The organism is Streptomyces sp. NPDC037100 (assembly GCF_055606225.1).
This window is the reverse complement of record NZ_JBVJSX010000005.1, coordinates 182,932-207,765: the sequence shown is the minus strand read 5'-3', so window position 1 is coordinate 207,765 and position 24,834 is coordinate 182,932. Positions and strand designations below refer to the sequence as shown.

Annotated in this window: 21 protein-coding genes and 1 pseudogene; 17 read left to right on the top strand and 5 right to left on the bottom strand. The window is 72.5% G+C overall.

All coding sequences use genetic code 11. The features are described 5' to 3' along the window. Nucleotides 1-10: 10 nt before the first annotated feature. The 5 genes from ACZ7EG_RS18410 to ACZ7EG_RS18390 all read left to right on the top strand — a co-directional run bounded on the left by ACZ7EG_RS18410 (nt 11) and on the right by ACZ7EG_RS18390 (nt 5,694). Nucleotides 11-970 carry a carbohydrate ABC transporter permease gene (locus tag ACZ7EG_RS18410; protein WP_471079352.1) on the top strand — a complete coding sequence of 320 codons (960 nt, stop codon included), beginning with the start codon at nt 11-13 and terminating at the stop codon, nt 968-970. A gap of 18 nt (nt 971-988) precedes the next feature. Then, the gene (locus ACZ7EG_RS18405) at nt 989-1,816 is read left to right on the top strand and encodes a carbohydrate ABC transporter permease (RefSeq protein WP_471079349.1); all 828 of its coding nucleotides are present in this window, start codon (nt 989-991) and stop codon (nt 1,814-1,816) included. A 15-nt stretch (nt 1,817-1,831) separates the two neighbouring features. After that, on the top strand, nt 1,832-3,265 hold the full coding sequence (locus ACZ7EG_RS18400) for a GH1 family beta-glucosidase (protein WP_471079346.1): 1,434 nt from the start codon (nt 1,832-1,834) through the stop codon (nt 3,263-3,265). Beyond that, nucleotides 3,262-3,420 (top strand): hypothetical protein, encoded by a 159-nt coding sequence (locus tag ACZ7EG_RS18395; protein ID WP_471079344.1) that lies wholly within the window; start codon nt 3,262-3,264, stop codon nt 3,418-3,420. The genes ACZ7EG_RS18400 and ACZ7EG_RS18395 overlap by 4 nt, the downstream gene beginning before the upstream one ends. Before the next feature lie 285 nt (nt 3,421-3,705). Continuing rightward, a complete protein-coding gene (locus ACZ7EG_RS18390) occupies nt 3,706-5,694 on the top strand; it encodes a beta-galactosidase (protein ID WP_471079341.1) in 1,989 nt (662 codons plus the stop codon). Nucleotides 5,695-5,775: 81 nt separating this feature from the next. On the opposite strand, the gene ACZ7EG_RS18385 is transcribed toward ACZ7EG_RS18390, so the two are convergent. Beyond that, nucleotides 5,776-6,966 carry a zinc-dependent alcohol dehydrogenase gene (locus tag ACZ7EG_RS18385; protein ID WP_471079338.1) on the bottom strand — a complete coding sequence of 397 codons (1,191 nt, stop codon included), beginning with the start codon at nt 6,964-6,966 and terminating at the stop codon, nt 5,776-5,778. A gap of 190 nt (nt 6,967-7,156) precedes the next feature. Here ACZ7EG_RS18385 and ACZ7EG_RS18380 point away from each other — a divergent pair, with 190 nt between their 5' ends. After that, nucleotides 7,157-8,149: a DUF3048 domain-containing protein gene (locus tag ACZ7EG_RS18380; protein WP_471079333.1), complete on the top strand. Its 993-nt coding sequence runs from the start codon at nt 7,157-7,159 to the stop codon at nt 8,147-8,149. 22 nt (nt 8,150-8,171) lie between these two features. Here ACZ7EG_RS18380 and ACZ7EG_RS18375 read toward each other — a convergent pair whose 3' ends face one another. Next, nucleotides 8,172-8,636 (bottom strand): MarR family winged helix-turn-helix transcriptional regulator, encoded by a 465-nt coding sequence (locus ACZ7EG_RS18375; RefSeq protein ID WP_471079330.1) that lies wholly within the window; start codon nt 8,634-8,636, stop codon nt 8,172-8,174. A gap of 203 nt (nt 8,637-8,839) precedes the next feature. Between ACZ7EG_RS18375 and ACZ7EG_RS18370 the strand changes: the two genes are divergently transcribed. The 7 genes from ACZ7EG_RS18370 (at nt 8,840) to pcaDC (ending at nt 15,318) form a co-directional block, all read left to right on the top strand. Continuing rightward, a complete protein-coding gene (locus ACZ7EG_RS18370) occupies nt 8,840-9,595 on the top strand; it encodes a CoA transferase subunit A (RefSeq protein WP_471079327.1) in 756 nt (251 codons plus the stop codon). Further along, nucleotides 9,595-10,239, top strand: coding sequence for a CoA transferase subunit B (locus ACZ7EG_RS18365; RefSeq protein WP_471079324.1), 645 nt, complete (start codon nt 9,595-9,597; stop codon nt 10,237-10,239). The genes ACZ7EG_RS18370 and ACZ7EG_RS18365 overlap by 1 nt, the downstream gene beginning before the upstream one ends. Continuing rightward, nucleotides 10,236-11,438: a thiolase family protein gene (locus ACZ7EG_RS18360; protein WP_471079321.1), complete on the top strand. Its 1,203-nt coding sequence runs from the start codon at nt 10,236-10,238 to the stop codon at nt 11,436-11,438. The genes ACZ7EG_RS18365 and ACZ7EG_RS18360 overlap by 4 nt, the downstream gene beginning before the upstream one ends. Nucleotides 11,439-11,525: 87 nt before the next feature. Next, entirely contained in the window at nt 11,526-12,299 is a 774-nt protein-coding gene (gene pcaH / locus ACZ7EG_RS18355) for a protocatechuate 3,4-dioxygenase subunit beta (RefSeq protein ID WP_471079318.1), read from the top strand. Nucleotides 12,300-12,305: 6 nt separating this feature from the next. Beyond that, on the top strand, nt 12,306-12,911 hold the full coding sequence (pcaG, locus tag ACZ7EG_RS18350) for a protocatechuate 3,4-dioxygenase subunit alpha (RefSeq protein ID WP_471079315.1): 606 nt from the start codon (nt 12,306-12,308) through the stop codon (nt 12,909-12,911). Then, nucleotides 12,908-14,203 carry a 3-carboxy-cis,cis-muconate cycloisomerase gene (gene pcaB, locus ACZ7EG_RS18345; RefSeq protein ID WP_471079312.1) on the top strand — a complete coding sequence of 432 codons (1,296 nt, stop codon included), beginning with the start codon at nt 12,908-12,910 and terminating at the stop codon, nt 14,201-14,203. Before pcaG ends, pcaB begins: the two co-directional genes overlap by 4 nt. Continuing rightward, entirely contained in the window at nt 14,200-15,318 is a 1,119-nt protein-coding gene (gene pcaDC, locus ACZ7EG_RS18340; RefSeq protein ID WP_471079309.1) for a bifunctional 3-oxoadipate enol-lactonase/4-carboxymuconolactone decarboxylase PcaDC, read from the top strand. Before pcaB ends, pcaDC begins: the two co-directional genes overlap by 4 nt. A 111-nt stretch (nt 15,319-15,429) precedes the next feature. Here the strand turns inward: pcaDC and ACZ7EG_RS18335 are convergent, their stop codons facing one another. Continuing rightward, complete coding sequence (locus ACZ7EG_RS18335; protein ID WP_471079307.1) at nt 15,430-18,114, bottom strand: ATP-binding protein; 2,685 nt, start codon at nt 18,112-18,114, stop codon at nt 15,430-15,432. Nucleotides 18,115-18,294: 180 nt separating this feature from the next. On the opposite strand from ACZ7EG_RS18335, the pseudogene ACZ7EG_RS18330 reads away from it, so the two are divergent. Continuing rightward, nucleotides 18,295-18,698: pseudogene (locus ACZ7EG_RS18330) on the top strand (hypothetical protein); the annotation flags it as partial. Continuing rightward, complete coding sequence (locus ACZ7EG_RS18325; protein ID WP_471079304.1) at nt 18,698-19,954, top strand: DUF2510 domain-containing protein; 1,257 nt, start codon at nt 18,698-18,700, stop codon at nt 19,952-19,954. The pseudogene ACZ7EG_RS18330 and the gene ACZ7EG_RS18325, both read left to right, overlap by 1 nt. 153 nt (nt 19,955-20,107) lie before the next feature. Here ACZ7EG_RS18325 and ACZ7EG_RS18320 read toward each other — a convergent pair whose 3' ends face one another. Then, the gene (locus tag ACZ7EG_RS18320; RefSeq protein WP_471079301.1) at nt 20,108-20,716 is read right to left on the bottom strand and encodes a TetR/AcrR family transcriptional regulator; all 609 of its coding nucleotides are present in this window, start codon (nt 20,714-20,716) and stop codon (nt 20,108-20,110) included. A 165-nt stretch (nt 20,717-20,881) separates the two neighbouring features. Here ACZ7EG_RS18320 and ACZ7EG_RS18315 point away from each other — a divergent pair, with 165 nt between their 5' ends. Then, nucleotides 20,882-21,685, top strand: coding sequence for a phosphatase PAP2 family protein (locus tag ACZ7EG_RS18315; RefSeq protein WP_471079298.1), 804 nt, complete (start codon nt 20,882-20,884; stop codon nt 21,683-21,685). Beyond that, entirely contained in the window at nt 21,682-22,629 is a 948-nt protein-coding gene (locus tag ACZ7EG_RS18310; protein ID WP_471079296.1) for a DMT family protein, read from the top strand. The genes ACZ7EG_RS18315 and ACZ7EG_RS18310 overlap by 4 nt, the downstream gene beginning before the upstream one ends. Here the strand turns inward: ACZ7EG_RS18310 and ACZ7EG_RS18305 are convergent. Next, on the bottom strand, nt 22,619-24,670 hold the full coding sequence (locus ACZ7EG_RS18305) for a phosphocholine-specific phospholipase C (protein ID WP_471079293.1): 2,052 nt from the start codon (nt 24,668-24,670) through the stop codon (nt 22,619-22,621). The two genes, ACZ7EG_RS18310 and ACZ7EG_RS18305, sit on opposite strands and share 11 nt — an antisense overlap. Between the last annotated feature and the right edge of the window lie 164 nt (nt 24,671-24,834).

The following is a 24,834-nucleotide window of genomic DNA, read 5'->3' as shown; positions in this document are numbered from 1 at the left end:
GGAAGCGCCCATGACCACCATCACCTCCCCGGCGCCCGCCTCGGGCGCCGCCGCGACGAAGTCCGCCGCCGGCCGCGCTCCGCTGCGCCGCGGGCTGCTGCGCTGGCTCTTCGTCGCTCCCGCGCTCGCCTACATGGCGCTCTTCTTCGGCTACCCGCTCCTGCGCAACGTCGTGATGAGCTTCCAGCGCTACACGCCGAAGACGTACTTCACCGGCGAGGCCCCGTTCAACGGCCTCGACAACTGGCGGGCCGTCTTCGCCGACGAGCTGTTCACCGACGCCCTGTGGCACACGGCCCTGTTCACCGTCGGCTCGCTGCTCGGCCAGTTCACCGTCGGCCTGGCCCTCGCAGTCTTCTTCTCCCGCCGCTTCCGGCTCTCCGGCTTCGTGCGCGCCGTCCTGCTGCTGCCGTGGCTCGTGCCCATGGTCGTCTCCGCCGTCGTCTGGAGGCGCATCCTCGACCAGGACCACGGCATGCTGAACACCGCCCTCCACGCGGTCGGCCTGGTCCCGCAGGACGGTGTGCCGTGGCTGAGCAGCCCCGGCGTGGCACTGCTGTCGGCGGTCCTGGTCAACATCTGGATCGGCATCCCGTTCAACATGGTCATCCTCTACGGCGGCCTCCAGGAGATCCCGCGCGACCTGTACGAGGCCGCCTCGCTCGACGGTTGTGGCCCCTGGCGGACGTTCCGCAGCATCACGCTGCCGATGCTGCGTCCGGTGATCACCGTCGTGCTCGTGCTGGGCTTCATGTCGACGGTGAAGATCCTCGACCTGATCCTGGCGCTGACCTCGGGCGGGCCCGCGGACTCCACACAGACCCTGGGCACCGTCACGTACCAGCTCTCCTTCCTTCGGCTCGACTTCGGCCAGGGAGCCGTGGTGGGCAATGTCCTGATCCTCATCAGCGCGGTCTTCGCCGTGCTGTACCTGCGGGCCGACCGCGCCGACTTCGGCAAGGGGAAGTGACCGTCGATGAACCGACCGATGGAACGACCGGCGAGCCTTCTCCGCGTCCGCTCGGTGTGGAACACCGCCGCCGCGCTGCTGATCCTCGCCGTGCTGCTCTTCCCCGTGTACTGGATGCTCAACACCGCTCTCCAGCCCGAGTCGGGCATCGCCGCCACCCGGTGGTTCCCCGTCTCACCGTCCCTGAAGAACTTCGACACGGCGATCAGCACCCAGGGCGGCTCGCTGCTCACCAGCTTCGTCGTCGCACTCGGCGCCGTCGTCGTCTGCCTCGCGTTCGCCGCGCCCGCCGCGTACGGGCTCGCCCAGTTCGGACTTCGCGGCGGGCAGGGCATCGTCTTCGCCACGCTCATCACGCAGATGGTTCCGGGCATCGTCATCGCCAACGCCCTCTACAGCGCCTATGCGCAGCTCGGCCTCGTCAACTCCTATCTGGGGCTGATCCTGGCGGACGCCTCGCTCGGTCTGCCGTTCGCGGTCGTACTGCTGCGGGCGTTCATGGTGTCGATCCCGAGCGAGGTCGTCGAAGCCGCGATGGTGGACGGGGCGAACCGCCTCACCGCGTTCGTCAGGATCGTGCTGCCCGTGAGCCGCAACGCCCTGATCACCGCCGGACTGTTCACCTTCCTCTTCGCCTGGTCCGACTTCATGTTCGCGCTCACCCTCAACACCACGGACGACGTCAAGCCCGTCACGCTCGGCATCTACCAGTTCGTCGGCGCGCATGTCAGCGACTGGGGCGCGGTCATGGCGACCGCGGTGCTCTCCGCCGTACCGGCCGCGGTCCTGCTCGTCGTCGCCCAGAAGTACATCGCCGCCGGGATCACCGGCGGGTCGGTCAAGTAGGGCGGTTCCTCTCCTGTGAGTCACTCCGAGTCCATCGAGTCCATCGAGTTCCCCGAGTTCCCCGCCGGCTTCTTCTTCGGTGCCGCCACGGCCGGTTACCAGATCGAGGGCGCGTACGACGAGGACGGCAGAGGCCCGTCCATCTGGGACACCTTCTGCCGCCAGCCCGGTCGCGTCGCGGACGGCGCCACCGGTGACGTCGCCTGCGACCACTACCACCGCTACCACGAGGACATCGCGCTGCTGCGCGAGCTGGGCGTGGACGGCTACCGCTTCTCCATCGCCTGGCCGCGTATCCAGCCGGCCGGCTCCGGTCCCGCCAACGCGGCGGGGCTCGACTTCTACGACCGGCTCGTCGACGAGCTGCTGGCCTCCGGCATCTCCCCCGCCGCCACCCTCTACCACTGGGACCTCCCCCAGGCCCTGGAGGACCGGGGCGGCTGGCGGGTACGCGAGACGGCGGAGCGGTTCGCCGAGTACGCCGGTGTGGTCGCCGCCCGGCTCGGCGACCGGGTGGACCGCTGGATCACGCTCAACGAGCCCTTCTGCAGCGCCTTCGTCGGCTACGCGGCGGGCGCCCACGCCCCGGGCGCCCGTGAGGGCCGCGGCGCGCTCGCCGCCGCACACCATCTGCTCGTCGGCCACGGGCTGGCCGTGCACGCGCTGCGCGCGGCGGGTGCACGGGAGGTCGGGATCACGCTCAACCCCGACCGGCTGCTGCCGGCCACGGACTCCCCCGCCGACCTGGCCGCCGTACGCCGCGTCGAGACGCTCCACAACGACGTGTGGTTCGAGCCGCTGTTCGCCGGGCGCTACCCGGAGCACGAAGCCGAGACCTGGGGCGAGCTGCTGCCCTCCGGCGACGGCTCGTACCGGCTCGACGGCGACCTCGACCTCATCGGCGCGCCGCTCGACTTCGTCGGCATCAACTACTACCGCCCGATCACCGTCCGCGACGCCCCGTACCGCGACGCCGCCCCGGCCACCCGCACGGCGGTCGACGTCCGGGCCGAGGAGACCTGGCGCGACGATGTCCGCCACACCACCATGGGCTGGCCCGTCGTCCCGCACACCTTCACGGATCTGCTGCTGGACCTTGCCGAGCGCTATCCCACGCTGCCGCCGCTCCTGATCACCGAGAACGGTTCGGCGGAGGCGGACGCCGTCGATGCCGACGGCCGGGTCCGCGACGTGGAGCGGGTCGACTACCTCCGCAGCCATCTCGACGCGCTCGCCGCCGCCCTGCGCGCGGGCGTCGACGTGCGTGGCTACTACGTGTGGTCGCTGTTGGACAACTTCGAGTGGGCCCGTGGCTACGGCCAGCGCTTCGGCATCGTCCGGGTCGACTACGACACACAAGTACGCACGCCCAAGGACAGCTACCGCTGGTACCGGCGGCTGATCGCCGCCCACCGCGCCCGCACCACCCCTGGTGAGGGCACCCGATGAAGTTCACCGACGGCTCCTGGCCGATGTGCGAAGCCGTCCGGGCGTCGTACGCCGCGGAGTTCGCCGACGTCCGCGTCGGCCAGGACCGGTTCACGCTCCACGCTCCCGTGCGGCACGCACGCGGCGCGACCACACCCTCGACAGTTCGCTGCTGACCGTCGAGTGCCGGTCCCCCGCCGAGGGCGCGCACGACCGCCCGGACGACCACGACCGCGAGCGGCCCCGCCCGCTCCTTCCCCGGCAGGTGAGCGGGCGAGCTCCCCACTCAGTCCGTCGAGCAGTTCGTCCCCCGCATCACCGCGAGGTCCGGCGGCGAGGCGCCCGACCGCGAGCTGCTCCTGCTTCCGCCGGGTTCACGGTCCGCGAGAGCAGCGGCCCGGCCCCGGCTGTCGCGCCCACCCCGGGCGATCACCCACCCGCATCCAGTGAAAGAGGCTCAGATGACGACGATCCGCCACCTGACCGACCGGCTCGGGGGTCTGGCCTTCGGCGGGGACTACAACCCCGAGCAGTGGGACGAGCCGGTCTGGAAGGAGGACGACGCGCTGATGCGCCGGGCCAGGGTCAACCTGGCCACCGTCGGCGTCTTCTCCTGGTCCCTGCTGGAGCCCGAGCCGGGCCGCTACGACTTCTCCTGGCTGGACGCCCACGTGGAGCGCCTGCACGCGGGCGGTATCGCCGTGGACCTGGCCACCCCCACCGCCTCCCCGCCCCCCTGGTTCACCCTCCTCCACCCCGACGCCCTGCCCGTCACTGCGGAGGGCACCCGCCTCACCCACGGCAGCCGCGACACCTACTGTCTCGCCGCCCCCGCGTATCGCGACGCGGCCCGCCGCGTCGCCGGCGCGCTCGCCGAACGCTACGGCCACCACCCCGCGCTGGCGCTGTGGCACGTCCACAACGAGTACGCCACCCTGTGCTGGTGCGAGCACACCGCGGCCGCCTTCCGGAACTGGCTGCGCGCCCGGCACGGCTCGCTGGACGCTCTCAACGAGGCCTGGGGCACGGCCTTCTGGAGTCAGCGATACACCACCTGGGAGCAGGTGCTGCCGCCGCGCGCCACCCAGTGGCACAAGAATCCCGGCCAGGCGCTGGACTTCCGCCGATTCTGGTCCGACGAGACCCTCGCCGCGTACCGCGAGCAGCGCGACGCGATCCGCGCGCACAGTGACCGGCCGGTGACGACCAACCTCATGCTGCCCCACTACCAGAACCTGGACCTGTGGGCCTTCGCCCGCGAGGTCGACCTGGTCGCCATCGACTTCTACCCCGACGCGCCCGGACTGGACGCCGCCGCCGACACCGCCTTCACCGCCGATCGCGCCCGCTCCCTCGGCGGCGGTCGCCCCTGGCTGCTCATGGAGCAGGGAACCAACACCGTCTACGCCGGCGACCGCATCCTCGGCAAGGACCCCGGCGACATCCTCCGTCACACCCTCGGCCACATCGCCCGCGGCTCCGAAGGAGCCCTCTTCTTCCAGTGGCGCCAGTCCCGCGCGGGAGCCGAGCAGTGGCACTCGGCGATGGTCCCCCACGCCGGTCCGGACAGCCGCATCTTCCGCGAGGTCACCGCGGCCGGTGAGGCCGTCGCCCGCCTCGGCGAGCTGGCCGGCTCGACGGTCACCGCCCGCACCGCCGTGCTGCACGACTCCGACGCCTGGTGGGCTCTGGAGTCCGACGGCCTGCCCTCCGCCGAACTCGCCTACCACCCCGCCCTGCGCCGCGCCCACCGGGCTCTGTGGGACGCGGGCGTCACGGTCGACTTCGCCCACCCGTCCTCAGATCTGACCTCTTATCGACTCGTCATCGCGCCGGCCCTGTTCCTGCTCTCCGACGCCACCGCCGACCACCTCCGCCACTACGTCGCAAGCGGCGGGACGCTGCTCGTCCAGCACGCGAGCGGCACGGTCGACGAGCGCCTGCACGCCCACCTGGGCGGGTACCCCGCCGCACCGCTGCGCGAGGCCCTTGGCATCCGCGTCGAGGAACACCGGCCGCTGGGCCGCGACGAGCGGATCGAGCTCTCCGACGGCTCGCACGCCACCGCGTGGAGCGAAGCACTGCACACCGAGGGCGCACAGACCCTGGCGGCCTACACCGACGGCATGCTCTCAGGAAGCCCGGCCCTGACCCGCCACCGCTTCGGCCGTGGCAGGGGCTGGTACCTCTCCACCCGCCTCGACGACACCGACTACGCCGCCCTCATCGCCCGACTGCTGGACGAGACCGGCGTCGGCCCGGAACTGCCCGGCATGCCGCAGAGCGTGGAAGCCGTCACCCGCCGCGCTCGGGACGGCCGCCGCTGGCGGATCCTGCTCAACCACGGCAGCCGGGCCGTGTCCCTCCCGGAGCCGGCCCACGATCTGATCACCGGCGCCACGGCCCACCAGGTACCGGCCGGCGGCTGCGCCGTTCTCCGGCTGACCTGAGCCGGAGAACGGCGCGATCAAGCTGACCGCCGATTTCCTGAACGCGCTCCGTGGAGAACGGGCGCTTCGACCTGGCAGCCCTCACGGCTGCATGATGACCTTCACCGCGCCGTCCTGCTTGCGCTGGAACATCTCGTACGCGTGCGGCGCCTCCGACAGCGACACCCGGTGGGTGGCGAAGTCGTCCACGCCGAGGGGGTCCTCGTCGGTCAGGTACGGGATGATGTCGTCGGTCCAGCGGCGGACGTTGGCCTGGCCCATTCGCATCTGGATCTGCTTGTCGAACAGGGTGAGCAGCGGCAGCGGGTCCGCCATGCCGCCGTAGACGCCGGACAGCGAGATGGTGCCGCCGCGGCGTACCAGTTCGATGGCGGTGTGCAGCGCGGCGAGGCGGTCGACGCTGAAGCGTTCGGCGATCGGGCCGCCCAGCTTGCGGGGCAGGATCGCGGCGGCGTTCTGCACCAGGCGTGCGGCCGCACTGCCGTGGGCCTCGGTGCCGACCGCGTCGATCACGGCGTCGGGCCCGCGGCCGTCGGTCTGGTCGCGGATGGCTTCGACGAGTTCCTTCTCGTCGTCGAAGGACCTCAGGTCGAAGGTCTCCACGCCCCGTGCCTTCGCCCGGCGCAGCCGCTCCGGGACCAGGTCCACACCGAACACCCTCCCGGCACCCTGCACCTGCGCGACACGGCATGCCATGTCGCCGATGGGGCCGAGACCGAGCACGGCGACGCTGCCGCCCTCGGGGACATCGGCGTAGGCGACCGCCTGCCAGGCGGTGGGCAGGACGTCGGAGAGGTAGAGGAAACGGTCGTCGGCCGGGCCTTCGGGGACCTTGATCGGGCCGAACTGCGCCTGCGGGACGCGCAGGTACTCGGCCTGGGCGCCCGGCACCGAGCCGTACAGGCGGGTGTAGCCGAACAGCGCGGCGCCCATGCCCTCGCCCTGCACCTGGGTGGTCTCGCACTGGGTGGGCAGGCCGGTCAGACACATCCAGCAGTTGCCGCAGGCGATCTGGAACGGCACCACGACCCTGTCCCCCACCTGGAGGTCCTGGACGCCCGCACCGACCTCCTCGACGATGCCCATGGGTTCATGGCCGAGGATGTCGCCCGGGGTCATGAACGGGGTGAGCACCTCGTACAGGTGCAGGTCGGACCCGCACAGCCCGGTGGAGGTGATGCGGATGATCGCGTCCGTCGGCTCCTGGATCGTCGGATCGGGCACGTTCTCCACCCGGACGTCCCGCTTGCCCTGCCAGGTCACTGCCCTCATCGCCTCGCACTCCCTCCGTCAGCCTGCCCGTCGGTCGGTACGGCGCCGTCCGGGTACCCGGACGGCCTGCGCTGAACCTTGAGCCGATCGACGGACGCGGCACAGACACCTCCCCGGCCGGAACGATCGACTATGACCATCGATGTTCAGATAAGCGCACAATCAAGACATATCGAGGACATGGGGCGCGGTGGCGACGGTGAGACTGAGACGAGGGGCGCGCGGACGGCGCGCCACGGCGGCGGCGCTGCTGGCCGCCACGGCGACGGCCGCCCTGGCGGCGGGCTGCACCGCCGGGAGCGGACCGGGTGACGACGGACGGGGCTCCCCGAAGGAGTCGGAACAGGGCGCGTCCCCGTCGGCGACCGGTCCCTCCGCACTCGCCGTCAAGATCGACAACGCGGCCGCGGCCCGTCCGCACACGGGCGTCGACGCGGCCGACGTGGTCTACGCGGAGCAGGTCGAGGGCGGGCTGAGCCGGCTGATGGCGGTGTACGCGACCCGGCTGCCGGAGACGGTGGGGCCGGTGCGCAGCGCACGCGAGTCGGACCTGGAGCTGCTGCGCCAGTTCGACCGGCCCACGCTCGCCTTCTCCGGCGCGCAGAAGAAGCTCCTGCCGCTGATCGACAAGGCGCCGCTGCGGGCGGAGACACCGGCCGGCGCCGCCGACGCCTACGTCCGCGGCTCCGACAAGCCCGCCCCGCACAACCTCTACCTGCGGCCCGAGCGGGTCGTGCCCAAGCCCCCGGGTGAGGCGGCCCTGACCACCGGTTTCCACTACGGAGCGGCGCCTGCCGGCGGCACGGCGACGGCTTCCCGGACCGTGCGCTACCCGGCCGCCCGTTTCACCTTCACCTGGTCGGACTCCCGCGACCGCTGGCTGGTCGGCATGGACGGCACGCCCGCGACGACGGCCGACGGCGAGCGGATGACGGCCGCGACGGTCGTCGTGCAGTACGTGAAGGTGCGCGAGTCCGCCTTCCGGGACTTCCTCGGCAACAACACGCCCTACACCGAGACGGTCGGCTCGGGCACGGCGCAGGTGCTGCGCGACGGACGCGCCTGGGACGTGAACTGGAAGCGGGAGGAGGCCACGGACGGCACCTCGTTCACCACCGGCGACGGCACGCCGGTGAACTTCGCGAAGGGCCAGGTGTGGGTGGTGTTCTCCAGGACACCCTGACGGCCCGCTCGGGCCGCGTCCGTCAGCGGGGCGCCACCAGGGGCTCCTCGGGATTGCGGAGCCCCTCGGCCGCGTCCGCGACCCGCCGGATGAGGTCGAAGAACACGGTGCGCTCGTCGGCGGTCAGCGGGGCGAGGAACACCTGGTTCATCCGGGCGGTGCGCACGGTCAGCTTGCGATGCGTGCGCATTCCCTCGTCCGTCGGGCGCAGCAGGGAGCGGCGGCCGTCCTGGGGGTCACGCACCTTGTCGAGCAGTCCACGCCGGCTGAGCCGGGTGATCACCTCGGCGATGGTGGACCGGTCGAGCCCCACCCGCTCCCCCACCGTGCGCTGGTCCAGCCCGGGCTCGGCCACGAGGGTGTTGAGGACCGCGTACTGGGGCGAGGTGATCTCCTCGGAGACCATCGCGTTCCACAGCAGGTAGTGCGCCTGCTGAAGCCGCCGGGCCAGGTGCCCGGGGTGGGTGGTGAGGTCCGCGGCCGCCATGTGCCCCCCTTGCTCGTTCGTAGGTGCACTGAAGAATACTCAACGCGACGCCCACTGTCTGCCGTCCTGCAAAGGTTCCCTGTCTCGCTGACCGTGGCCTTGACGCCTTTGCGTCTCGGTGGCAGCGTGAGGGTCAGCTCGCAGAAATACTCAGTGCCCTGATTAATTTGGTCGGGACGCTTGAAAGAGATGGGGCTTCTCGGATGGACAAGGTGGTCGCCACAGCCTTGGAGGCGGTGGCCGACGTGCCGGACGGCGCGTCGCTCGCGGTGGGCGGTTTCGGGCTGAGCGGTGTGCCGAACGTGCTGATCGAGGCGCTGTACGAGCGCGGCGTGGCCGGGCTGTCGGTGGTCTCCAACAACTGCGGGGCGATGGATTCGGGCCTGGCGGTGCTGCTGGCCGCCGGCCGGATCGCCCGGGTCACGGGTTCCTACATCGGCGCCAACAAGGAGTTCGCCCGGCAGTACCTGGCCGGGGAGCTGGAGGTCGAGCTGATCCCGCAGGGCACGCTGGCCGAGCGGCTACGGGCCGGCGGTGCCGGGATCCCCGCGTTCTACACCCCGGCCGGCGTCGGTACACAGGTCGCCGACGGCGGGCTGCCCTGGCGCTACGACGGTCAGGGCGGGGTGGCGCTCGCCTCGCCGCCGAAGGAGGTCCGGGAGTTCGACGGCACCGAGTACGTGCTGGAGCGGGGCATCCGCACCGACTTCGCCCTGGTGAGGGCCGCGCGCGGCGACCGGCACGGCAACCTCGTCTTCAACAAGTCCTCCCGGAACTTCAACCCCCTGGCCGCGACGGCCGGGAAGGTCACGATCGCCGAGGTGGAGGAACTGGTGGAGCCCGGCGAGATCGACCCGGACGCGGTGCACCTGCCGGGCATCTTCGTGCAGCGGGTGCTCGCGCTCACGCCGGAGCAGGCGGCGGACAAGAAGATCGAGCAGCGGACGGTGAGGTCCTGATGGCCTGGACGCGTGAGGAGATGGCCGCGCGGGCGGCGCGGGAGCTGCGGGACGGGCAGTACGTCAATCTCGGCATCGGCCTGCCCACACTCATCCCCAACCACCTCCCCCCGGGCGTCGAAGTGGTGCTCGAGTCGGAGAACGGCATCCTGGGCACCGGCCCCTACCCCACCGAGGACGCCGTCGACCCGGACCTGATCAACGCCGGGAAGGAGACGGTCACGGTCCTGCACGGCGCCTCCTTCTTCGACTCGGCGCTGTCCTTCGCGATGATCCGGGGCGGACACATCGACGTGGCCGTGCTCGGTGCCATGCAGGTGTCCGAGCGGGGCGACCTGGCCAACTGGGCGGTCCCCGGCAAGCTGATCACCGGCATCGGCGGGGCGATGGACCTGGTGCACGGCGCCCGTACGGTCGTCGTCGTCATGACCCACACCGCCAAGGACGGCTCGCCGAAGATCCTCACCGAGTGCTCCCTGCCGCTGACCGGCAAGGGGTGCGTGAACCGGATCATCACCGACCTGGGCGTCCTGGACGTCACCGACGGCGGGCTCGTGCTGGTGGAGACCGCGCCGGGTGTGACCGCCGACGAGATCGTCGCCCGGACGGACGCCGATCTGACCGTTCCGGAGGGATGCAAGTGAAGGACGTCTACATCGTCGACGCGGTCCGCACACCGATCGGCCGCTACAACGGGAGCCTCGCGAGCGTGCGCCCGGACGACCTGGCCGCGCATGCCATCCGCGAACTCCTCGACCGGACTCCGCAGTTGGATCCGGCCCGGGTCGAGGACGTGTACTTCGGCAACGCGAACGGGGCCGGTGAGGAGAACCGCAACGTGGGCCGGATGGCCGCGCTGCTCGCGGGTCTGCCCACGTCCGTCCCGGGCGTGACGGTCAACCGGCTGTGTGCGTCCGGCCTGGAGGCCGTGATCCAGGCGGCCCGGGCCATCGCGCTCGGCGACGCGTCCATCGCCCTGGCCGGGGGCGTCGAGTCCATGACCCGGGCGCCGTACGTTCTGCCGAAGAGCGACAGGCCCTTCCCGGCCGGGCACACCGAGCTGTACTCGACGACGCTCGGCTGGCGGATGGTCAACCCGCGGATGGAGCCGCAGTGGACGATCCCGCTGGGCGAGTCGGCCGAACTCATCGCGGACAAGCACAAGATCAGCCGGGAACAGCAGGACGAGTTCGCGCTGCGCAGCCACGAGAAGGCGGCGGGGGCGCAGTCGGAGGGCCTGTTCGACGCTGAGCTGGCACCCGTGACGATCCCGCAGCGCAAGGGTGAGCCGGTGGTCTTCGCCGCCGACGAAAGTGTCCGCGCGGATGCCTCCCTGGCGGCGATGGCCAAGCTGAAGCCGTCCTTCCGCCAGGAGGGCGGGACGGTGACGGCGGGCAACGCCTCCCCGCTGAACGACGGTGCGGCGGCGTTGCTGCTCGTCGACGAGGAGGGATTGCGGGTAACGGGCCGCGAGCCGTTGGCCCGCGTCAGCGCGACGGGTGTCTCCGCCACCGACCCGCACTACTTCGGGCTCGCGCCCGTGGAGGCGGTGAACCGTGCGCTCGCCAGGGCCGGCCGGGGATTCGGTGACCTGTCCGTGCTGGAACTGAACGAGGCGTTCGCCGCGCAGGTCCTGGGGTGTGTGGCCGAGTGGCCCGAGTTCGATCCCGCGATCCTCAACCCGCAGGGCGGCGCGATCGCCCTGGGTCATCCGCTGGGTGCGTCCGGGGCCCGGCTCGCCGGGACCGTCGCCCATCAGCTTGCCCGGCGGGGCAGTGGCGTCGGTGTCGCCACGCTGTGCATCGGCGTGGGCCAAGGGCTTGCGCTCGCTCTGGAACGTTAGGTGTTCGGCTGCAGGCCGCCTGTGGCCGGTCGCGCAGTTCCCCGCGCCCCTGACGGGGCACGATCCTCAAGAACCTCAGGGACCCCCATGACTCTCACGCAACACGACATCGATCAGGAGATCGCGGCCGAGCGGGCCGCCTACGAGAAGCGGCTCGCCGACGGGGGACCCGTCGAGCACCAGCCGCGCCGCGACTACGCGCCGTACCGGTCCTCGGTGCTCCGGCACCCCAAGCAGCCGCCGGTCACCATCGACGTCAGCAAGGATCCGGAAGCGGTGGAGCTGTTCTCCCCGGCCTTCGGGGAGCGGGACATCACCGAGATCGACAACGACCTCACCCGGCAGCACGACGGCGAGCCGATCGGCGAGCGCATCACCGTCTCCGGACGGCTGCTGGACCGCGACGGCCGCCCGGTGCGCGGCCAGCTCGTGGAGATCTGGCAGGCCAACTCGGCGGGCCGCTACGCCCACCAGCGCGAGCAGCACGACGCCCCGCTGGACCCCAACTTCACCGGCGTGGGCCGCACCCTCACCGACGGCGACGGCCATTACCGCTTCACCACCGTCCAGCCGGGCCCCTACCCCTGGCGCCAGCACGTCAACGCCTGGCGGCCGGCGCACATCCACTTCTCGCTCTTCGGCACGGCGTTCACCCAGCGGCTCGTGACCCAGATGTACTTCCCGAGCGACCCGCTCTTCCCCTACGACCCGATCATCCAGTCCGTGACGGACGACGCGGCACGGCAGCGGCTGGTCGCGACGTACGACCACAGCCTGTCGGTACCGGAGTTCTCGATGGGCTACCACTGGGACATCGTGCTGGACGGCCCGCAGGCCACCTGGATCGAAGAAGGGCGCTGACCGGCCATGACGAAGATCGACACCAGTCGGCCCGAGGCCGTGCTGCCCACCCCGTCGCACACCGTCGGACCGTTCTACGGACACGCCCTGCCGTTCCGCGGCGGCGAGGACATCGCGCCCCTCGGGCATCCGGACACCGTCACCGTGCACGGCTACGTCACCGACGGCGGGGGCAACCCGTTGCCGGACGCCCTGATCGAGCTGTGGGGCCCGGATCCCGACGGCAGCCTGCCGACCGCCGACGGCTCCATGCGGCGCGACCCGGCCTCCGGAGGCTTCCTCGGGCGCAACGGCGTGGAGTTCACGGGCTGGGGGCGTATCCAGACCGACGCGAACGGCCACTGGTACGCGCGTACGCTGCGGCCCGGCGCCCGGGGGCGCAGCGCCCCGTATCTCAGCGTGTGCCTGTTCGCGCGCGGGCTGCTCGTGCACCTGTACACCCGGATCTACCTGCCGGGCGACGCGGCGGTGCTCGCGGCCGATCCGCTGCTGTCCGGGCTGGAGGACGCTCGCCGCGACACGCTGATCGCCGCGGAGGAGGGCAACGGCACGTACCGTTTCGACATCCGCCTTCAGGGCGAAGGCGAGACGGTCTTCCTGGAGTTCACGTGACAGCGCACCCCGGTGACACCGGCCTGCTCGCCCCCGGGTGGGCCGACTCGCCGGCCGCGGCCGCGGCCGGCGACGAGGCGTATCTGCGGGCGCTGCTCGACGCGGAGGCCGCGCTGACCCGTGCCCAGGCCGCCATGGGGCTCGCCCCTGCGGAGGCGGCGACGGCGGTCGCAGAGGCGGCCGGGGCCGGTGCCTTCGACGTACGGTCCCTCGCAAAGCGCGCCCGGGCGGGCGGCAACCCCGTCATCCCCCTGGTCGCGGATCTGACGAAGGCCGTCGGCGAGGCGTACGGCCCCTACGTCCACCGCGGCGCGACCAGCCAGGACATCATGGACACGGCGACGATGCTGGTCGCGGCGCGGACCCTCGACGTGGTCCTCGCCGACCTCGGCCGCAGCGAACAGGCGCTGTCCCGGCTGGCCGCCGAGCACCGCGACACCGCGATGCCGGGGCGGACCCTCACCCAGCACGCGGTACCGACGACCTTCGGGCTGAAGGCGGCCGGGTGGCGGTCACTGGTGCTGGACGCACGGGACCGGGTGCGGGCCGTCCGGGAGTCGCTGCCCGCCCAACTCGGCGGTGCGGCGGGAACATTGGCCGCCTTCGGAGCGTACGGCGCGAGCGATCCGGCCGGGCTGCCGGAAGCGTACGCCCGGGAGCTCGGCCTGCGGGCACCCGGCCTGCCCTGGCACACCCTGCGGACGCCGGTCGCCGACCTCGCCGGGTGCCTCGCGTTCACGGCGGGCGCGCTCGGCAAGCTCGCCGTGGACGTCCTCACCCTGTCGCGCACCGAGATCGCCGAGGTCGCGGAGGGCAGCGGCGGGGGTTCGTCCGCCATGCCGCACAAGTCCAACCCCGTACGGTCCACCCTGATCGCCTCCGCCGCACGACGGGCCCCCCAGCTCGCGGCGACCCTGTACGGAGCGATGGCCGCGGAGGACGAACGCCCGGCCGGAGCCTGGCACGCCGAGTGGGAACCACTGCGGGATTTGCTGCGGTTGGTCGGCGGGGCCGCCCGGGACGCCGCCGAACTGGCCGAGGGGCTGCGGGTCAGGCCCGAGGCCATGCGTGAACACCTGGATCTGACCCACGGGTTGATCGTCTCGGAACGGCTGTCCGCGGAACTGACCCCGGTGCTGGGCCGCGCCCGCGCCAAGGAGCTCCTCACACGGCTGGCCTCCGAGGGGCAACCGCTCGCCGCAGCACCCGAGTTGGCCGACGCGGATCTCGATCCGGCCCATTACACGGGCTCCGCCAAAGTCCTCACCGACCGTGCCCTGGAGCGACGTTGACACTTCTGAACCACCATGCGGAAGGACCCGCCTCCGCTCCCCCGCTGCTGCTCGGCCCCTCCCTCGGCACGTCGTACGCCCTGTGGGACGACGTGGCGCCCGAGCTGTCGATCACCCATCGGGTGGTGCGCTGGGACCTGCCCGGGCACGGCGGTTCGGCGGCCGGTCTCATCCGGGCGGGCGCGAGCGTCGGTGACCTCGCCGGGCAGGTGCTGGCGCTCGCCGACTCGCTCGGCATCGAGCGGTTCGCGTACGCGGGTGTGTCGCTGGGCGGGGCCGTGGGGCTGCATCTCGCGGTGCACCATCCGCAGCGCCTGACGTCGCTCGCCGCGATCTGCTCGTCGGCCCACTTCAACGGGTCCAAGCCGTGGGAGGAACGGGCCTCGCTGGTGCGGCGGGAGGGGCTGGCCGGGCTGGCGGACGGCGCCGGCGCGCGCTGGTTCGCCGGAGACTTCACCGTGCCGCGCCTGGTCCGGGACCACCGGGACGCCGACCCGGAGGCGTACGCCGCCTGCTGTGACGCGCTCGCCGCGTTCGACCTGCGCGACCGGCTGCCGGAGATCGCCGTGCCGACCCTGCTGGTCGCCGGCCGCGAGGATCCCGCGACGCCGCCCGGGCATCTGCGGGAGATCGCCGACGCCGTGCCGGGCGCGACGCTCGTGGAGCTGCCGGGCGCCTCGCACCTGGCGCCCGCCCAGTGCCCGGAGGCGGTCCTGACCGCCCTGCGCGCACACCTCGGCCAGGGCGCGCTCCTGGGCATGGCGGTACGGCGCGAGGTGCTCGGTGACCAGCACGTCGACCGGGCACAGGCCCGCCAGACACCGTTCACGGCCCGCTTCCAGGACTTCATCTCACGCTACGCCTGGGGCGAGATCTGGACCGACCCGACGCTGTCCCGCCGTGAGCGCAGCATGATCACCCTCACCGCGCTGGTCGCACACGGCCACTACGACGAGCTGGCCATGCACGTCCGCGCGGCCCGCCGCAACGGCCTCACCCCGGAGGAGATCGGCGCGGTGCTGCTCCAGACGGCCGTGTACTGCGGGGTGCCGGCGGCGAACTCGGCGTTCGCGACGGCCCAGCGGGTGCTGGCGGAAGAGGACGGCACCACGTGAGGGCCGGAGGGCGACCCTGCGCGTCATGAGTCCGGCCGGGTCTCGCGCACGCCTGCCTCGCGTGCCCGCCATGGCGGCGTGCACGGACCGGCCAGTTGCTCCGTGTGTGCGCTACGCCGGGCCGACACCGGCCCTGAGCGCGGCACGTGCCCGCTCCGCCAGTCCGTCGGCCCCGCACGAGACCGCCAGGTCCAGGCCACGGTGCAGGTCGGCCGCCGAGCGGGCGGCGATGCCGAACTCGATGCGGGCCGCCGCGTGTTCGTACTGGCAGGGCGAGGCCTCCAGGTAGGTGACGGCCTGGCCGTAGAGCCGGACCGCTCGCTGGCCCGTCTCCAGGTCGGCGGCGCAGCGCAGGGCTTCCCCTATCGCCGTGTCCGTGCCGAAGCGCTCGGCCTGGCGACGGACGTCGACGGCGAGCCGCGCGGCCCGGGCCGGGTCCTCGGTGCGCAGGGCGCGGGCGAGGTCGGCCGCCCAGGGGACGAGCACCGGATTGTGGTGCCCGCGGGCCGCAGCCGCCTTCTCCGCGGCCTCCAGTTCGTTGATGCCGTCCTTGGTGCGGCCGACGGCCAGCAGCAGCCGGCCGCGCACCGAGCGGGGATCGGGCAGGACGATCGTGGACGGGTAGGGCGGGGCGAAGCCGTGCCGTTCGGCGACGTCCCAGGCCTGCTCGACCTGGCCGCGGGCGAGCAGGGTGTCGACCAGGCTGCAGGTCGCGGTCCAGTACAGGGGCAGGCCGCGGCCGACGCGTTCGGCCAGGCGCAGTGCCTCGCGCAGGGACGCCTCGGCCTCCTTGAGCCGGCCTCGCCTGCGGTGGCCGATCCCGACGTAGGCGTGGGCCAGGGCGAGGTGGCCGCCGCTCCAGCCGGCCGTCTCGTAGGCGCGCAGCGCTTCGTTGTAGAGGGTCTCGGCGCGGTCGAGGCGGTCGGTGAAGCCGTACGCGTTGGCCAGCATCAGCAGCAGTTCGATGCCCCACTCGGTGTCGGTCCAGCCGAGTCCGGGGGCGAGGCGGCCGTTGACGAGGGCGCTGTCGCACAGCTCGGCGACCTCCTCGGCGTTCTCGCCGTGCATCAGGGCGTCGAAGCCGCGCAGGATGAGCAGGGCGCGTTCGGAGTTGTCCCGGCCCGTGCAGGGGCGGGCGAGGTCGGCGAGCCGCTGGGAGCGGCCGGGTGAGGCGGCCTCGCCGGCGTGCAGCCCCTCCCACATGAACTGCGCGGCCTGCAGCCGCATCCGGTCGGGGCCCGGCTGGAGCCGGGCGGCCTCCGCCTCGACCGTGCGGACGGCTTCCTCCAGCTGGTCGTTGTGGAGCAGCGCCTGGGAGAGCCGGAAGACGGCGTCGACCCGCTGGCCGCCGTGGAGGCCGGGCATGCCGAGCGCGGTCCGCAGATGGCCGATGGTGCGGGCGGGCGCGGTGAGGAAGGTGGCCTCGGCCAGTTCGTACAGCACCTGCGGGTGCGACTCGGGCCGGGGCGGTTCCTTCAGGGCGCGCTCCAGGCAGCGGCGGGCCGCGTCGGGGGCGCCGACGGCCAGGTGCTCGCGGGCGGCCTCGCGCAGTTGCCCGACGAGTTCCTCGTCGTCGTCCGGGTGGACCTCCAGGAGGTGGCGGGCGGCGGCCGCGGCGCCGTGTCCCTCGTCGGAGACGATCCGGGCGGCGATGCCGTGCATGGCGGTGCGCAGGGCGTCGGGGATGGAGTTGTAGACGGCGGTGGCGATCAGCGGGTGGACGAACTCGAGGTCGCCGTCGGCGCTGCGGCCGGTCGCGGGGTCGGGCGCGGTGAGGATACGGGCGGTGCTCAGCAGTTCGGCGCAGCGGCGGGCATCGTCCGGTCGCAGGGTGGCGAGCTTGGCGACCAGGTCGATGGAGATGCCGGTGCCGAGGATGGCGGCGGCCCAGGCGAACCTGGTGGCGTCGATGCCCAGTTCCTCCAGGCGGGCGACGAGGCCGCCGCCGCGGGCCGAGCGGTTCAGGTCGCGCAGTTCGCCGGCCCGGGCCTCGACCGGTTCGAGTTCGTTGTCCTGTACTCGGGCGAGGAGTTCGACGGTCTCGTAGGGGTTGCCCGCGGTGACGGCCCAGACCTCGCGGCAGAACGCGGCGTCGGCCTGTGTTCCGAGGGTGGCACGGGTGAGTCCGGCCGTCGCGTCCGGGGTGAGGGCCCTCAGGGTCGTGGCGGGGCCGTGCGCGGCGGCGGCGACGGTGTCGAGGTGGCGGGCGCTCGCGCCGGAGACCTCTTCGGGGCGGCGCGTGACGACGACCAGGACGGACATCTCGTCGATGCGCTCGGCAAGTCCCGCGAGCCAGTGCAGGGTCTCCTGGTCCGCCCAGTGTGCGTCGTCGATCAGCAGCACCAGCGGCCAGTCGCGGCGGGAGAGCCGGCGCACGGCCGCGACCAGGCCGTCGCACACACCCTGCGGGTCGGCCTGCCGGTCGCCGGGCTCCGCGATGCCGAGGGCGGGGCCGGCGATGTCGTACCAGTCGCCGAGGTACTCCCGGGCCTCTTCCGGAAGCATCGACACCAGCGCCGGCTGCAGCAACTGCCGTACCACGTTGAAGGGGACCGACCTGAGGGTCTCGCCGCCGCGCGCCGACCAGACCGTGCAGCCGCGGGCCTCGGCGATGCGGCGGGTTTCGGCCAGCAGGGCGGTCTTGCCGAGTCCGGCCTCGCCGCGGAAGACCAGCAGTCCGCCGGACGAGGAACGGTCCGCGCACAGGCTGTCGACCGCCCGCTCGACGGCGGCGACCTCCTCGTCGCGCTCCCACAGGGAAGCCGAGGCGGCGGCCGTGGGCCGTACCTCCGTCATCCCGCTACCTCCCCAAGTCGCCCGAACGACGTACAGACATCGAGCGTAGCCGTCCGATTGCCCGAGTGGAGGGTGGTCGGGGCACCTCTTGCCGTGACGGGTGACACCGGGTACGGCAGGGCGACGCACTTGTCCCGTCACCAGCCGCCTTCGGGTCAACGACGCGCAAAGTCACGGGAGATGACGCCCACTCAGCAGCGAGGGGACACGCGGCGCGGCCGACGGGCACTGGTCGCGGGGTCGGTGCGCAATCTCTCGGTGCGCAATCTCATCGAGTGGTACGAGTTCGGCGTCCACGGCCACTTCCCGACGATCACCGCGGCGTGTTCCCCACGCCGGAGAACGGGAGCGAGGCCGAAGCTCTGGTCAAGACATACGCGTTCTTCGCCCTCGCCTTCTTCTTCCGTCCCGCCGGGGCGGCGCTTTTCGGCCGTCCGGGAGACCGGGTCGGGGCCGGCGGCCCCGGCCCGGCACGGGCCGCGGCTTGCGCAGGGGCCGCCCGGCGGCCGACGCGACTGCTGCCGGAACAGCCGGTTCCGACTCCTCTCATCCCTCTTTCACCGACGCCTCATACGGTGGGGGCATGACGCAGGAGACTCCTCCCGGGTGGTACGCCGATCCCGGACAGACAAGTGACGGGCCCGCCACCGAGCGCTGGTGGGACGGCCGGACCTGGACGGACCGCATCCGCCCGGCGCAGCCGCCCGCGACCTGGGGTCCCCCGACAGGTCCGGCGTCCGCCGGTCCTGCCCCCACGGACCAGACGTCCCCTGACGGCACGTCGACGGCACAGACGCCTGAAGCCGCCGAGCAGCCGGGCGATGCCGGGCAACCCGGAACCGGGCAGGCTGCCGGCACCTGGGGTGCGGGAACCGCAGGGTATCCGGGTGCTGCCGGGCAGCCGGGGGGCGGCGGACAGCCGGGCGGCGGCGCCTACCCGGCGGCTGCCGCGTACCCCGCCGCTCACCCCGCCCACCCTGCCGCTCACCCTGCCTACCCCGCCCATCCCACAACCCCTCCGGGCAGTCGGGGACGGCGGCTGCGCATAGGCGCCGCCGTCGCCGCGGCCGTGGTCGTGCTCGCCAGCATCGGTGTGGGCGTGTACGCGCTGACGGACAGCGGCGGCGGTTCGCCCACCTCGCAGGGGCCCGGCGGGCCGGGCGCACCCGGTGGCCAGGGCGGGCCGGGCGGGCCGGGCGGCTCGGGTGGATCCGGCGGGTCCGGTGGCGACGGCGGGTCCGGTGGGTCCGGTGGCGACGGCGGGTCCGGTGGGCAGAGTCCGCGGCCCGAGCCGTCCCAGCCGCCCAAGATCCGGAGCGGGTCGGTGACCGATGCGGTCAGCGGCATCAGCCTGCCGATCCCGAAGGGCTGGTACGGCCAGCAGGCCGACGCCGGTGCCCAGGTGACGTCCGACGACTCCTACAAGTGCCCCGGCGACACCTCCTCGACCTGTACAAAGGGCGGCGCCTACTCGGCGCCGGCCTTGGCGCTGGGCACCAAGGGCACCACCGCCGAGGAGATCGCGAAGGCGGACATCGCGGCGAACGCCGAGCAGTCCTACGGCGGCAAGTCCTACGGCGGGATCACCTCCCACGACGTGCTCGGCTCCAAGGCTGTGACCGTGGCCGGGCAGCAGGGCTACCTGGTCCGCTGGAAGGCCGTCACGCGCAAGGGCGCCGACGGCATCGTGGAGTCGCTCGCGTTCCCCTCCCCCGCGAACGCGAAACTGATGGTGGTCGTACGGTTCGGCGTCGACGCGGACCAGAAGGAGACCGTGCTCGACGACATCACCAAGGGCATCAAGGTGTCGACGGGCAGCGGCAACGGTCAGGACGTCTGACGCCCGGCGCCCCGCACACCGGTCGGCCGGGTGGGCCGCCCCCGCCGCTCACAGGGGCACCCCACCCGGCCGGGGGGTGCGCGCCGCCCCCGTCCCCACGGGTCGGCGCGGTCGGGTCACCGTCCGGTCATCCTGCGGACGGCGGCCCGGGCTTCAGTTCAGGCCCAGTGCCGGCAGCACGGCGGCCTCCACGAATCGGACCAGGTAGTCCGGGTCGGCCCACTCGCCCTCCAGGACGGGCCGCACCCGCAGGACGCCGAGCAGTTGTGCCGGGATGTACTCCAGCGCCGGATGATCGGCGGGCACCTCTCCGCGTTCGACGCCGCGTCGGATGATCTCCTTCAGCGCGGCGATCTCCGGCTCGACCAGCGTCTCGCGCAACGCGCGGTGCAACTCCGGATCCTGGCCGGCGGCGTGGGCGAGGGCCTGGAGCAGCTTGGTGTCCCGGCCCGACAGCTCGCCGGCCGCCCGGGCCGCCTCCCTCAGGTCCTCGGCGAGTGAGCCGGTGTCGATGCAGCGCGTGCGCCGGTGCGAGCGCAGCGCCGCCACGACCAGCTGGGGCTTGGTCTTCCACTGGCGGTAGAGCGTGGACTTGCTGCACCGGGTACTCGCGGCGACGCCCTCCATGGTGAGGGAGTCGTAGCCGCACTCCCCCAGTTGCTCCAGCACGGCGTCGTAGAACTCCTGCTCACGCTCGGGCGTGATCTTGGAGCGGCGCGTGACACCGAGCGGCTCGGGCCGGTCCGCAGCCTGCGACGTCATGGGCGGTGCTCCTGGCTTTCGTCGGGCGGCCGGAAAAATTCCCGGCGCGCGGTGTGTTCTCCGTCTATCGATACGCCAGTGTACCGGTACGCGACCGTATCGGTACACTGGCGTATCGGTACGCTCTCGTACCGATAAAAGCACCGTCACCGAAGGGGCCGGGGGATGAATGCCCGTACCGAGCCTGCGCCGGCGGGGTCCGACGCGATAGCGCGACCGCCGCTCGTCCGGGAGTTCCTGCTCGTCGCAGGGCTCTTCCTCGTCTACAAGCTCGGCCGGCAGCTGGCCACCGGCCACACCGGCGATGCCTTCCACAACGCACACCGCGTGTGGGATGTCGAGCGAGCGCTCCATCTCCCCGGCGAGGGAGCGGTGCAGTCGCTCCTGCTGCACGGTGACGGCCCGGCCCACATCGCGAACACCTACTACGCGGCGGTCCACTTCCCCGCCACCGCCGCCTTCCTGATCTGGCTCTACCTGCGCCGGCCGGTCCACTACGTCTGGGCCCGCCGGGTCCTGGCCGCGGTCACGGCCGCCGCACTGGTGCTGCATCTGCTGTTCCCGCTCGCCCCGCCGCGCATGCCGGCCGCGACCGGCCTGATCGACACGGCGCGGACGTACGGGCCGTCGGTGTACGGCAATCCCGCGACGGACTCCCTGTCGAACCAGTTCGCGGCGATGCCGTCGCTGCACTTCGGCTGGGCGTTGATGGTCGCGATCGGCCTGATCGTGGCCACCCGCTCACGGTGGCGCTGGCTCTGGTCGGCGCATCCCTTGCTGACACTGCTGGTGATCGTCGGCACCGCGAACCACTACTGGCTCGACGCGATCGTGGCGGGGGCCCTGCTCGGCCTCGCCCTCTCGGTGATTCACCTGCCGCACCGCACGCAGACCACGGCCGACCGGGCACAGAGCAGCCTCGTACCGGCTCCGCGGGACGAGCAGACGCTCGTGGGGGCCGGCCGATGAACGCCGTGCCGGTCGCCGTCGCCCTGTCCCTCGTCTCCGCCGTCGCCTACGCCGCCGCCGCGGTCGTCCAGGAGCGGCTCGCCTCCCGCTCCCCGGGAGCGGGCACGCTGCGGTTGCTCGGCAACGGCACCTGGTGGTGGTCGGTCGGGCTGAACGCGTCGGCCGCGCTGCTGCACGTCGTCGCCCTCCGGTACGGCCCGCTGACCGTGGTCCAGCCGCTCGGCGCGCTCACCCTGGTCGCGGCGGTGCCCATGGGGGCGCGGATGGCGGGGCGGCGGGTGAGCGCGGCCGAGTGGAAGGGCACCGCCCTGACCCTCCTGGGCCTGGGAGCGATCCTGGTCACGGCGTCCGGTCCCGCGCCGGACGGTGTGCTGAGCGTTCCCGAGGCGCTGGCGGTGGCCGGCGCCACCGCGGCGTTCATCGGGGCGCTGTCCCGGCCCGGCGCCCGCCCCGGGCTGCGACACGCGACCGCGTCCGGTCTCGCCTCCGGGGTCGCCTCGGCCCTCACGCAGACCGTGACCGTGGCCGCGACGGACCGGTCCGGCCCGGTGCTGAGCGTCCAGGTGGTCGGCGTGGCCCTGCTCGTGGCGGCCTTCGCGGCCGGCGGGCTGATGCTGTCGCAGACGGCGTACCGGGGCGGTCTGGGCGGGCCCCTCGCGATGGTGACCCTGTCCAACCCGCTGGCCGCCGCGGTGATCGGCCTGTCGCTGCTCGGCGAACGCCTTCAGGGCGGGCCGGCGGGTGTCCTGCTCGCGCTCGCCGGGGCGGGCCTGGCCTCCTCCGGGGTGGTGCTGCTGACCCGGACGGCCCCCGCGGCGGCCCCCGTCGACGACGACCACCCGGTGGCCGCCGTCCTGGCCCTGGAGCCCGGCTCGGCCACACCCGAACCTGCGCTGGTGCCCCGGCCGCACGATCCGGGGCACCTCACTCCCGCTACGCGGTGATGATCGCCGGGTCGCTCACCCCCGGCTGCCCGTTCTCGACGTGCCCGGCGAACCGCCGCAGGAACGCCCTGTCCCCCTCGGCGGTGACGGTCAGGTCGTACCAGCGGTGGCCGGCGGCGAGTGCGACGGTCCGGCACACCTTCGCGCCCGGGCGGACGGTGACGGTCGCGGGCCGGCCGCCGTATGCGTCGGTGAGCTTCAGACGGACCGCGCCGGAGCCCTTGTTGGTGAAGGTGAGCTCGATGTCGTCGCCGGTGTGGCGGGCGGTGACCTCGCAGCCGGCCGCCTTGTTCGAGCCCTTGAAGACGCGCACGAAGCCGTTCGGGCCGTGCACGGTCAGGTCGTAGGAGCCGCCGGAGTATGCCGAGTTCCAGGTGTCGGCGAGCGTCTTGCCGGCCTCGGTGGTGTACGTCCAGGGGCCGTCGGTGCGGTTGGCCGAGGTGACGTGGAAGGCGCCGCCGGCCTTCGCGCCGGAGGCGAAGGTGAGCGTGAGCTTCCCGGCCGCGGTGTCGACCGAGGCGTCCACGTGCGGGGCGTACTTCAGCGGCCGGGAGCGGCGCAGTCCACGCTCCTGCCGGGGCATGCGCGGGTCGGCGGGCGGGACCGGCTTGTAGTCGGGGTGGCGCTCGCGGTCCTGCGGCTCGTACGCGTCGGTGCCGGGCAGCGGGGCGGGACGCGCGTCCTTGCGGGAGAAGTCGAACGCGGACGTCAGATCACCGCAGACGGCGCGCCGCCAGGGCGAGATGTTCGTCTCGCGGACGCCGAAGCGGCGTTCCATGAACCGCAGGATCGAGGTGTGGTCGAGGGTCTCGGAGCAGACGTAGCCGCCCTTGCTCCACGGGGAGACGACCAGCATCGGCACCCGGGGGCCGAGGCCGTAGGGGCCTGCCGTGTTCTTGCCGTCGCCCGGGAAGAGGTCGAGGGAGACATCGACGGTGGACAGACCGCGGGAGGCGTCCTTCGGGGGCAGCGGCGGCACCACGTGGTCGAAGAAGCCGTCGTTCTCGTCGTACGTGATGAACAGGGCGGTCTTCGACCAGACCTCCGGGTTGGAGGTGAGGGCGTCGAGGACCTGCGCGATGTACCAGGCGCCGTAGTTCGAGGGCCAGTTGGAGTGCTCGGAGAAGGCCTCGGGGGCGGCGATCCAGGAGATCTGCGGCAGCTTGCCGGCCTTCACGTCGGCGCGCAGCAGGTCGAAGTAGCCCTCACCGGCCTTGGCGTTCGTTCCGGTGCGGGCCTTGTCGTACCAGGGGTCGCCGGGCTTGGCGTCGCGGTACTTGTCGAAGTACAGCAGCGAGTTGTCGCCGTAGTTGCCGCGGTAGGCGTCCTGGATCCAGCCCCACGAGCCCTCGGCGTCGAGGCCGTCGCCGATGTCCTGGTAGATCTTCCAGGAGATGCCGGCCTGCTCCAGGCGCTCGGGGTAGGTCGTCCAGCCGTAGCCGAGCTCGTCGTTGCCGAGGACCGGGCCGCCGCCGGTGCCGTCGTTGCCGGTGTACCCGGACCACATGTAGTAGCGGTTGGGGTCGGTGGAGCCGATGAACGAGCAGTGGTAGGCGTCGCAGACGGTGAAGGAGTCGGCGAGCGCGTAGTGGAAGGGGATGTCCTCGCGGGTCAGGTACGCCATGGTCGTGGTGCCCTTCGCGGGCACCCACCGGTCGTACTTGCCCCCGTCGTAGGCCTGCTGGCCGTCGGGCCAGGAGTGCGGCAGGCCCTCCAGGAACTGCATGCCGAGGTCGTCGGCGTCCGGGCGGAACGGCAGGATCTCCTTGCCGTCCTTCTCCTGGTGCCAGACCGGTTTGCCGTTGTCGAGGGTGACCGGTCGCGGGTCGCCGAAGCCGCGGACGCCTCTCAGGGTTCCGAAGTAGTGGTCGAAGGAACGGTTCTCCTGCATGAGGACGACGATGTGCTCGACGTCCTCGATCGACCCGGTGCGGTGGTTCGCCGGAAGGGCGGCGGCGCGCTGGATGCTGGCGGACAGGGCGCTGAAGGCCGTGGTGGCACCCGCGAGCTGGAGAAAGCGGCGCCGGTTTACTTCGGACATGAAGGACAGACCTCTCATCCTGAGGTGCGGGATGGCCGGAGCGTGACGGAATCTGCGCGGAAGGAGTGTTTCAGGGACACCAAACGCCAAGGAAGGGGCGCGTGACACTCGTGTGAAAGTCGCCGGTACGGACGGTGTGCCGGGGCATCGCCGGGGGAGGGTGA

Excerpts from the sequence above, each read along its gene's own strand:
- ACZ7EG_RS18410 (WP_471079352.1), top strand. The coding sequence starts at position 11 with ATGACCACCATCACCTCCCCGGCGCCCGCCTCGGGCGCCGCCGCGACG.
- ACZ7EG_RS18405 (WP_471079349.1), top strand. The coding sequence starts at position 989 with ATGGAACGACCGGCGAGCCTTCTCCGCGTCCGCTCGGTGTGGAACACC.
- ACZ7EG_RS18395 (WP_471079344.1), top strand. The coding sequence starts at position 3,262 with ATGAAGTTCACCGACGGCTCCTGGCCGATGTGCGAAGCCGTCCGGGCG.
- ACZ7EG_RS18390 (WP_471079341.1), top strand. The coding sequence starts at position 3,706 with ATGACGACGATCCGCCACCTGACCGACCGGCTCGGGGGTCTGGCCTTC.
- ACZ7EG_RS18385 (WP_471079338.1), bottom strand. The coding sequence starts at position 6,966 with ATGAGGGCAGTGACCTGGCAGGGCAAGCGGGACGTCCGGGTGGAGAAC.
- ACZ7EG_RS18375 (WP_471079330.1), bottom strand. The coding sequence starts at position 8,636 with ATGGCGGCCGCGGACCTCACCACCCACCCCGGGCACCTGGCCCGGCGG.
- ACZ7EG_RS18370 (WP_471079327.1), top strand. The coding sequence starts at position 8,840 with ATGGACAAGGTGGTCGCCACAGCCTTGGAGGCGGTGGCCGACGTGCCG.
- ACZ7EG_RS18365 (WP_471079324.1), top strand. The coding sequence starts at position 9,595 with ATGGCCTGGACGCGTGAGGAGATGGCCGCGCGGGCGGCGCGGGAGCTG.
- pcaH (WP_471079318.1), top strand. The coding sequence starts at position 11,526 with ATGACTCTCACGCAACACGACATCGATCAGGAGATCGCGGCCGAGCGG.
- pcaG (WP_471079315.1), top strand. The coding sequence starts at position 12,306 with ATGACGAAGATCGACACCAGTCGGCCCGAGGCCGTGCTGCCCACCCCG.
- ACZ7EG_RS18335 (WP_471079307.1), bottom strand. The coding sequence starts at position 18,114 with ATGACGGAGGTACGGCCCACGGCCGCCGCCTCGGCTTCCCTGTGGGAG.
- ACZ7EG_RS18325 (WP_471079304.1), top strand. The coding sequence starts at position 18,698 with ATGACGCAGGAGACTCCTCCCGGGTGGTACGCCGATCCCGGACAGACA.
- ACZ7EG_RS18320 (WP_471079301.1), bottom strand. The coding sequence starts at position 20,716 with ATGACGTCGCAGGCTGCGGACCGGCCCGAGCCGCTCGGTGTCACGCGC.
- ACZ7EG_RS18315 (WP_471079298.1), top strand. The coding sequence starts at position 20,882 with ATGAATGCCCGTACCGAGCCTGCGCCGGCGGGGTCCGACGCGATAGCG.
- ACZ7EG_RS18310 (WP_471079296.1), top strand. The coding sequence starts at position 21,682 with ATGAACGCCGTGCCGGTCGCCGTCGCCCTGTCCCTCGTCTCCGCCGTC.
- ACZ7EG_RS18305 (WP_471079293.1), bottom strand. The coding sequence starts at position 24,670 with ATGTCCGAAGTAAACCGGCGCCGCTTTCTCCAGCTCGCGGGTGCCACC.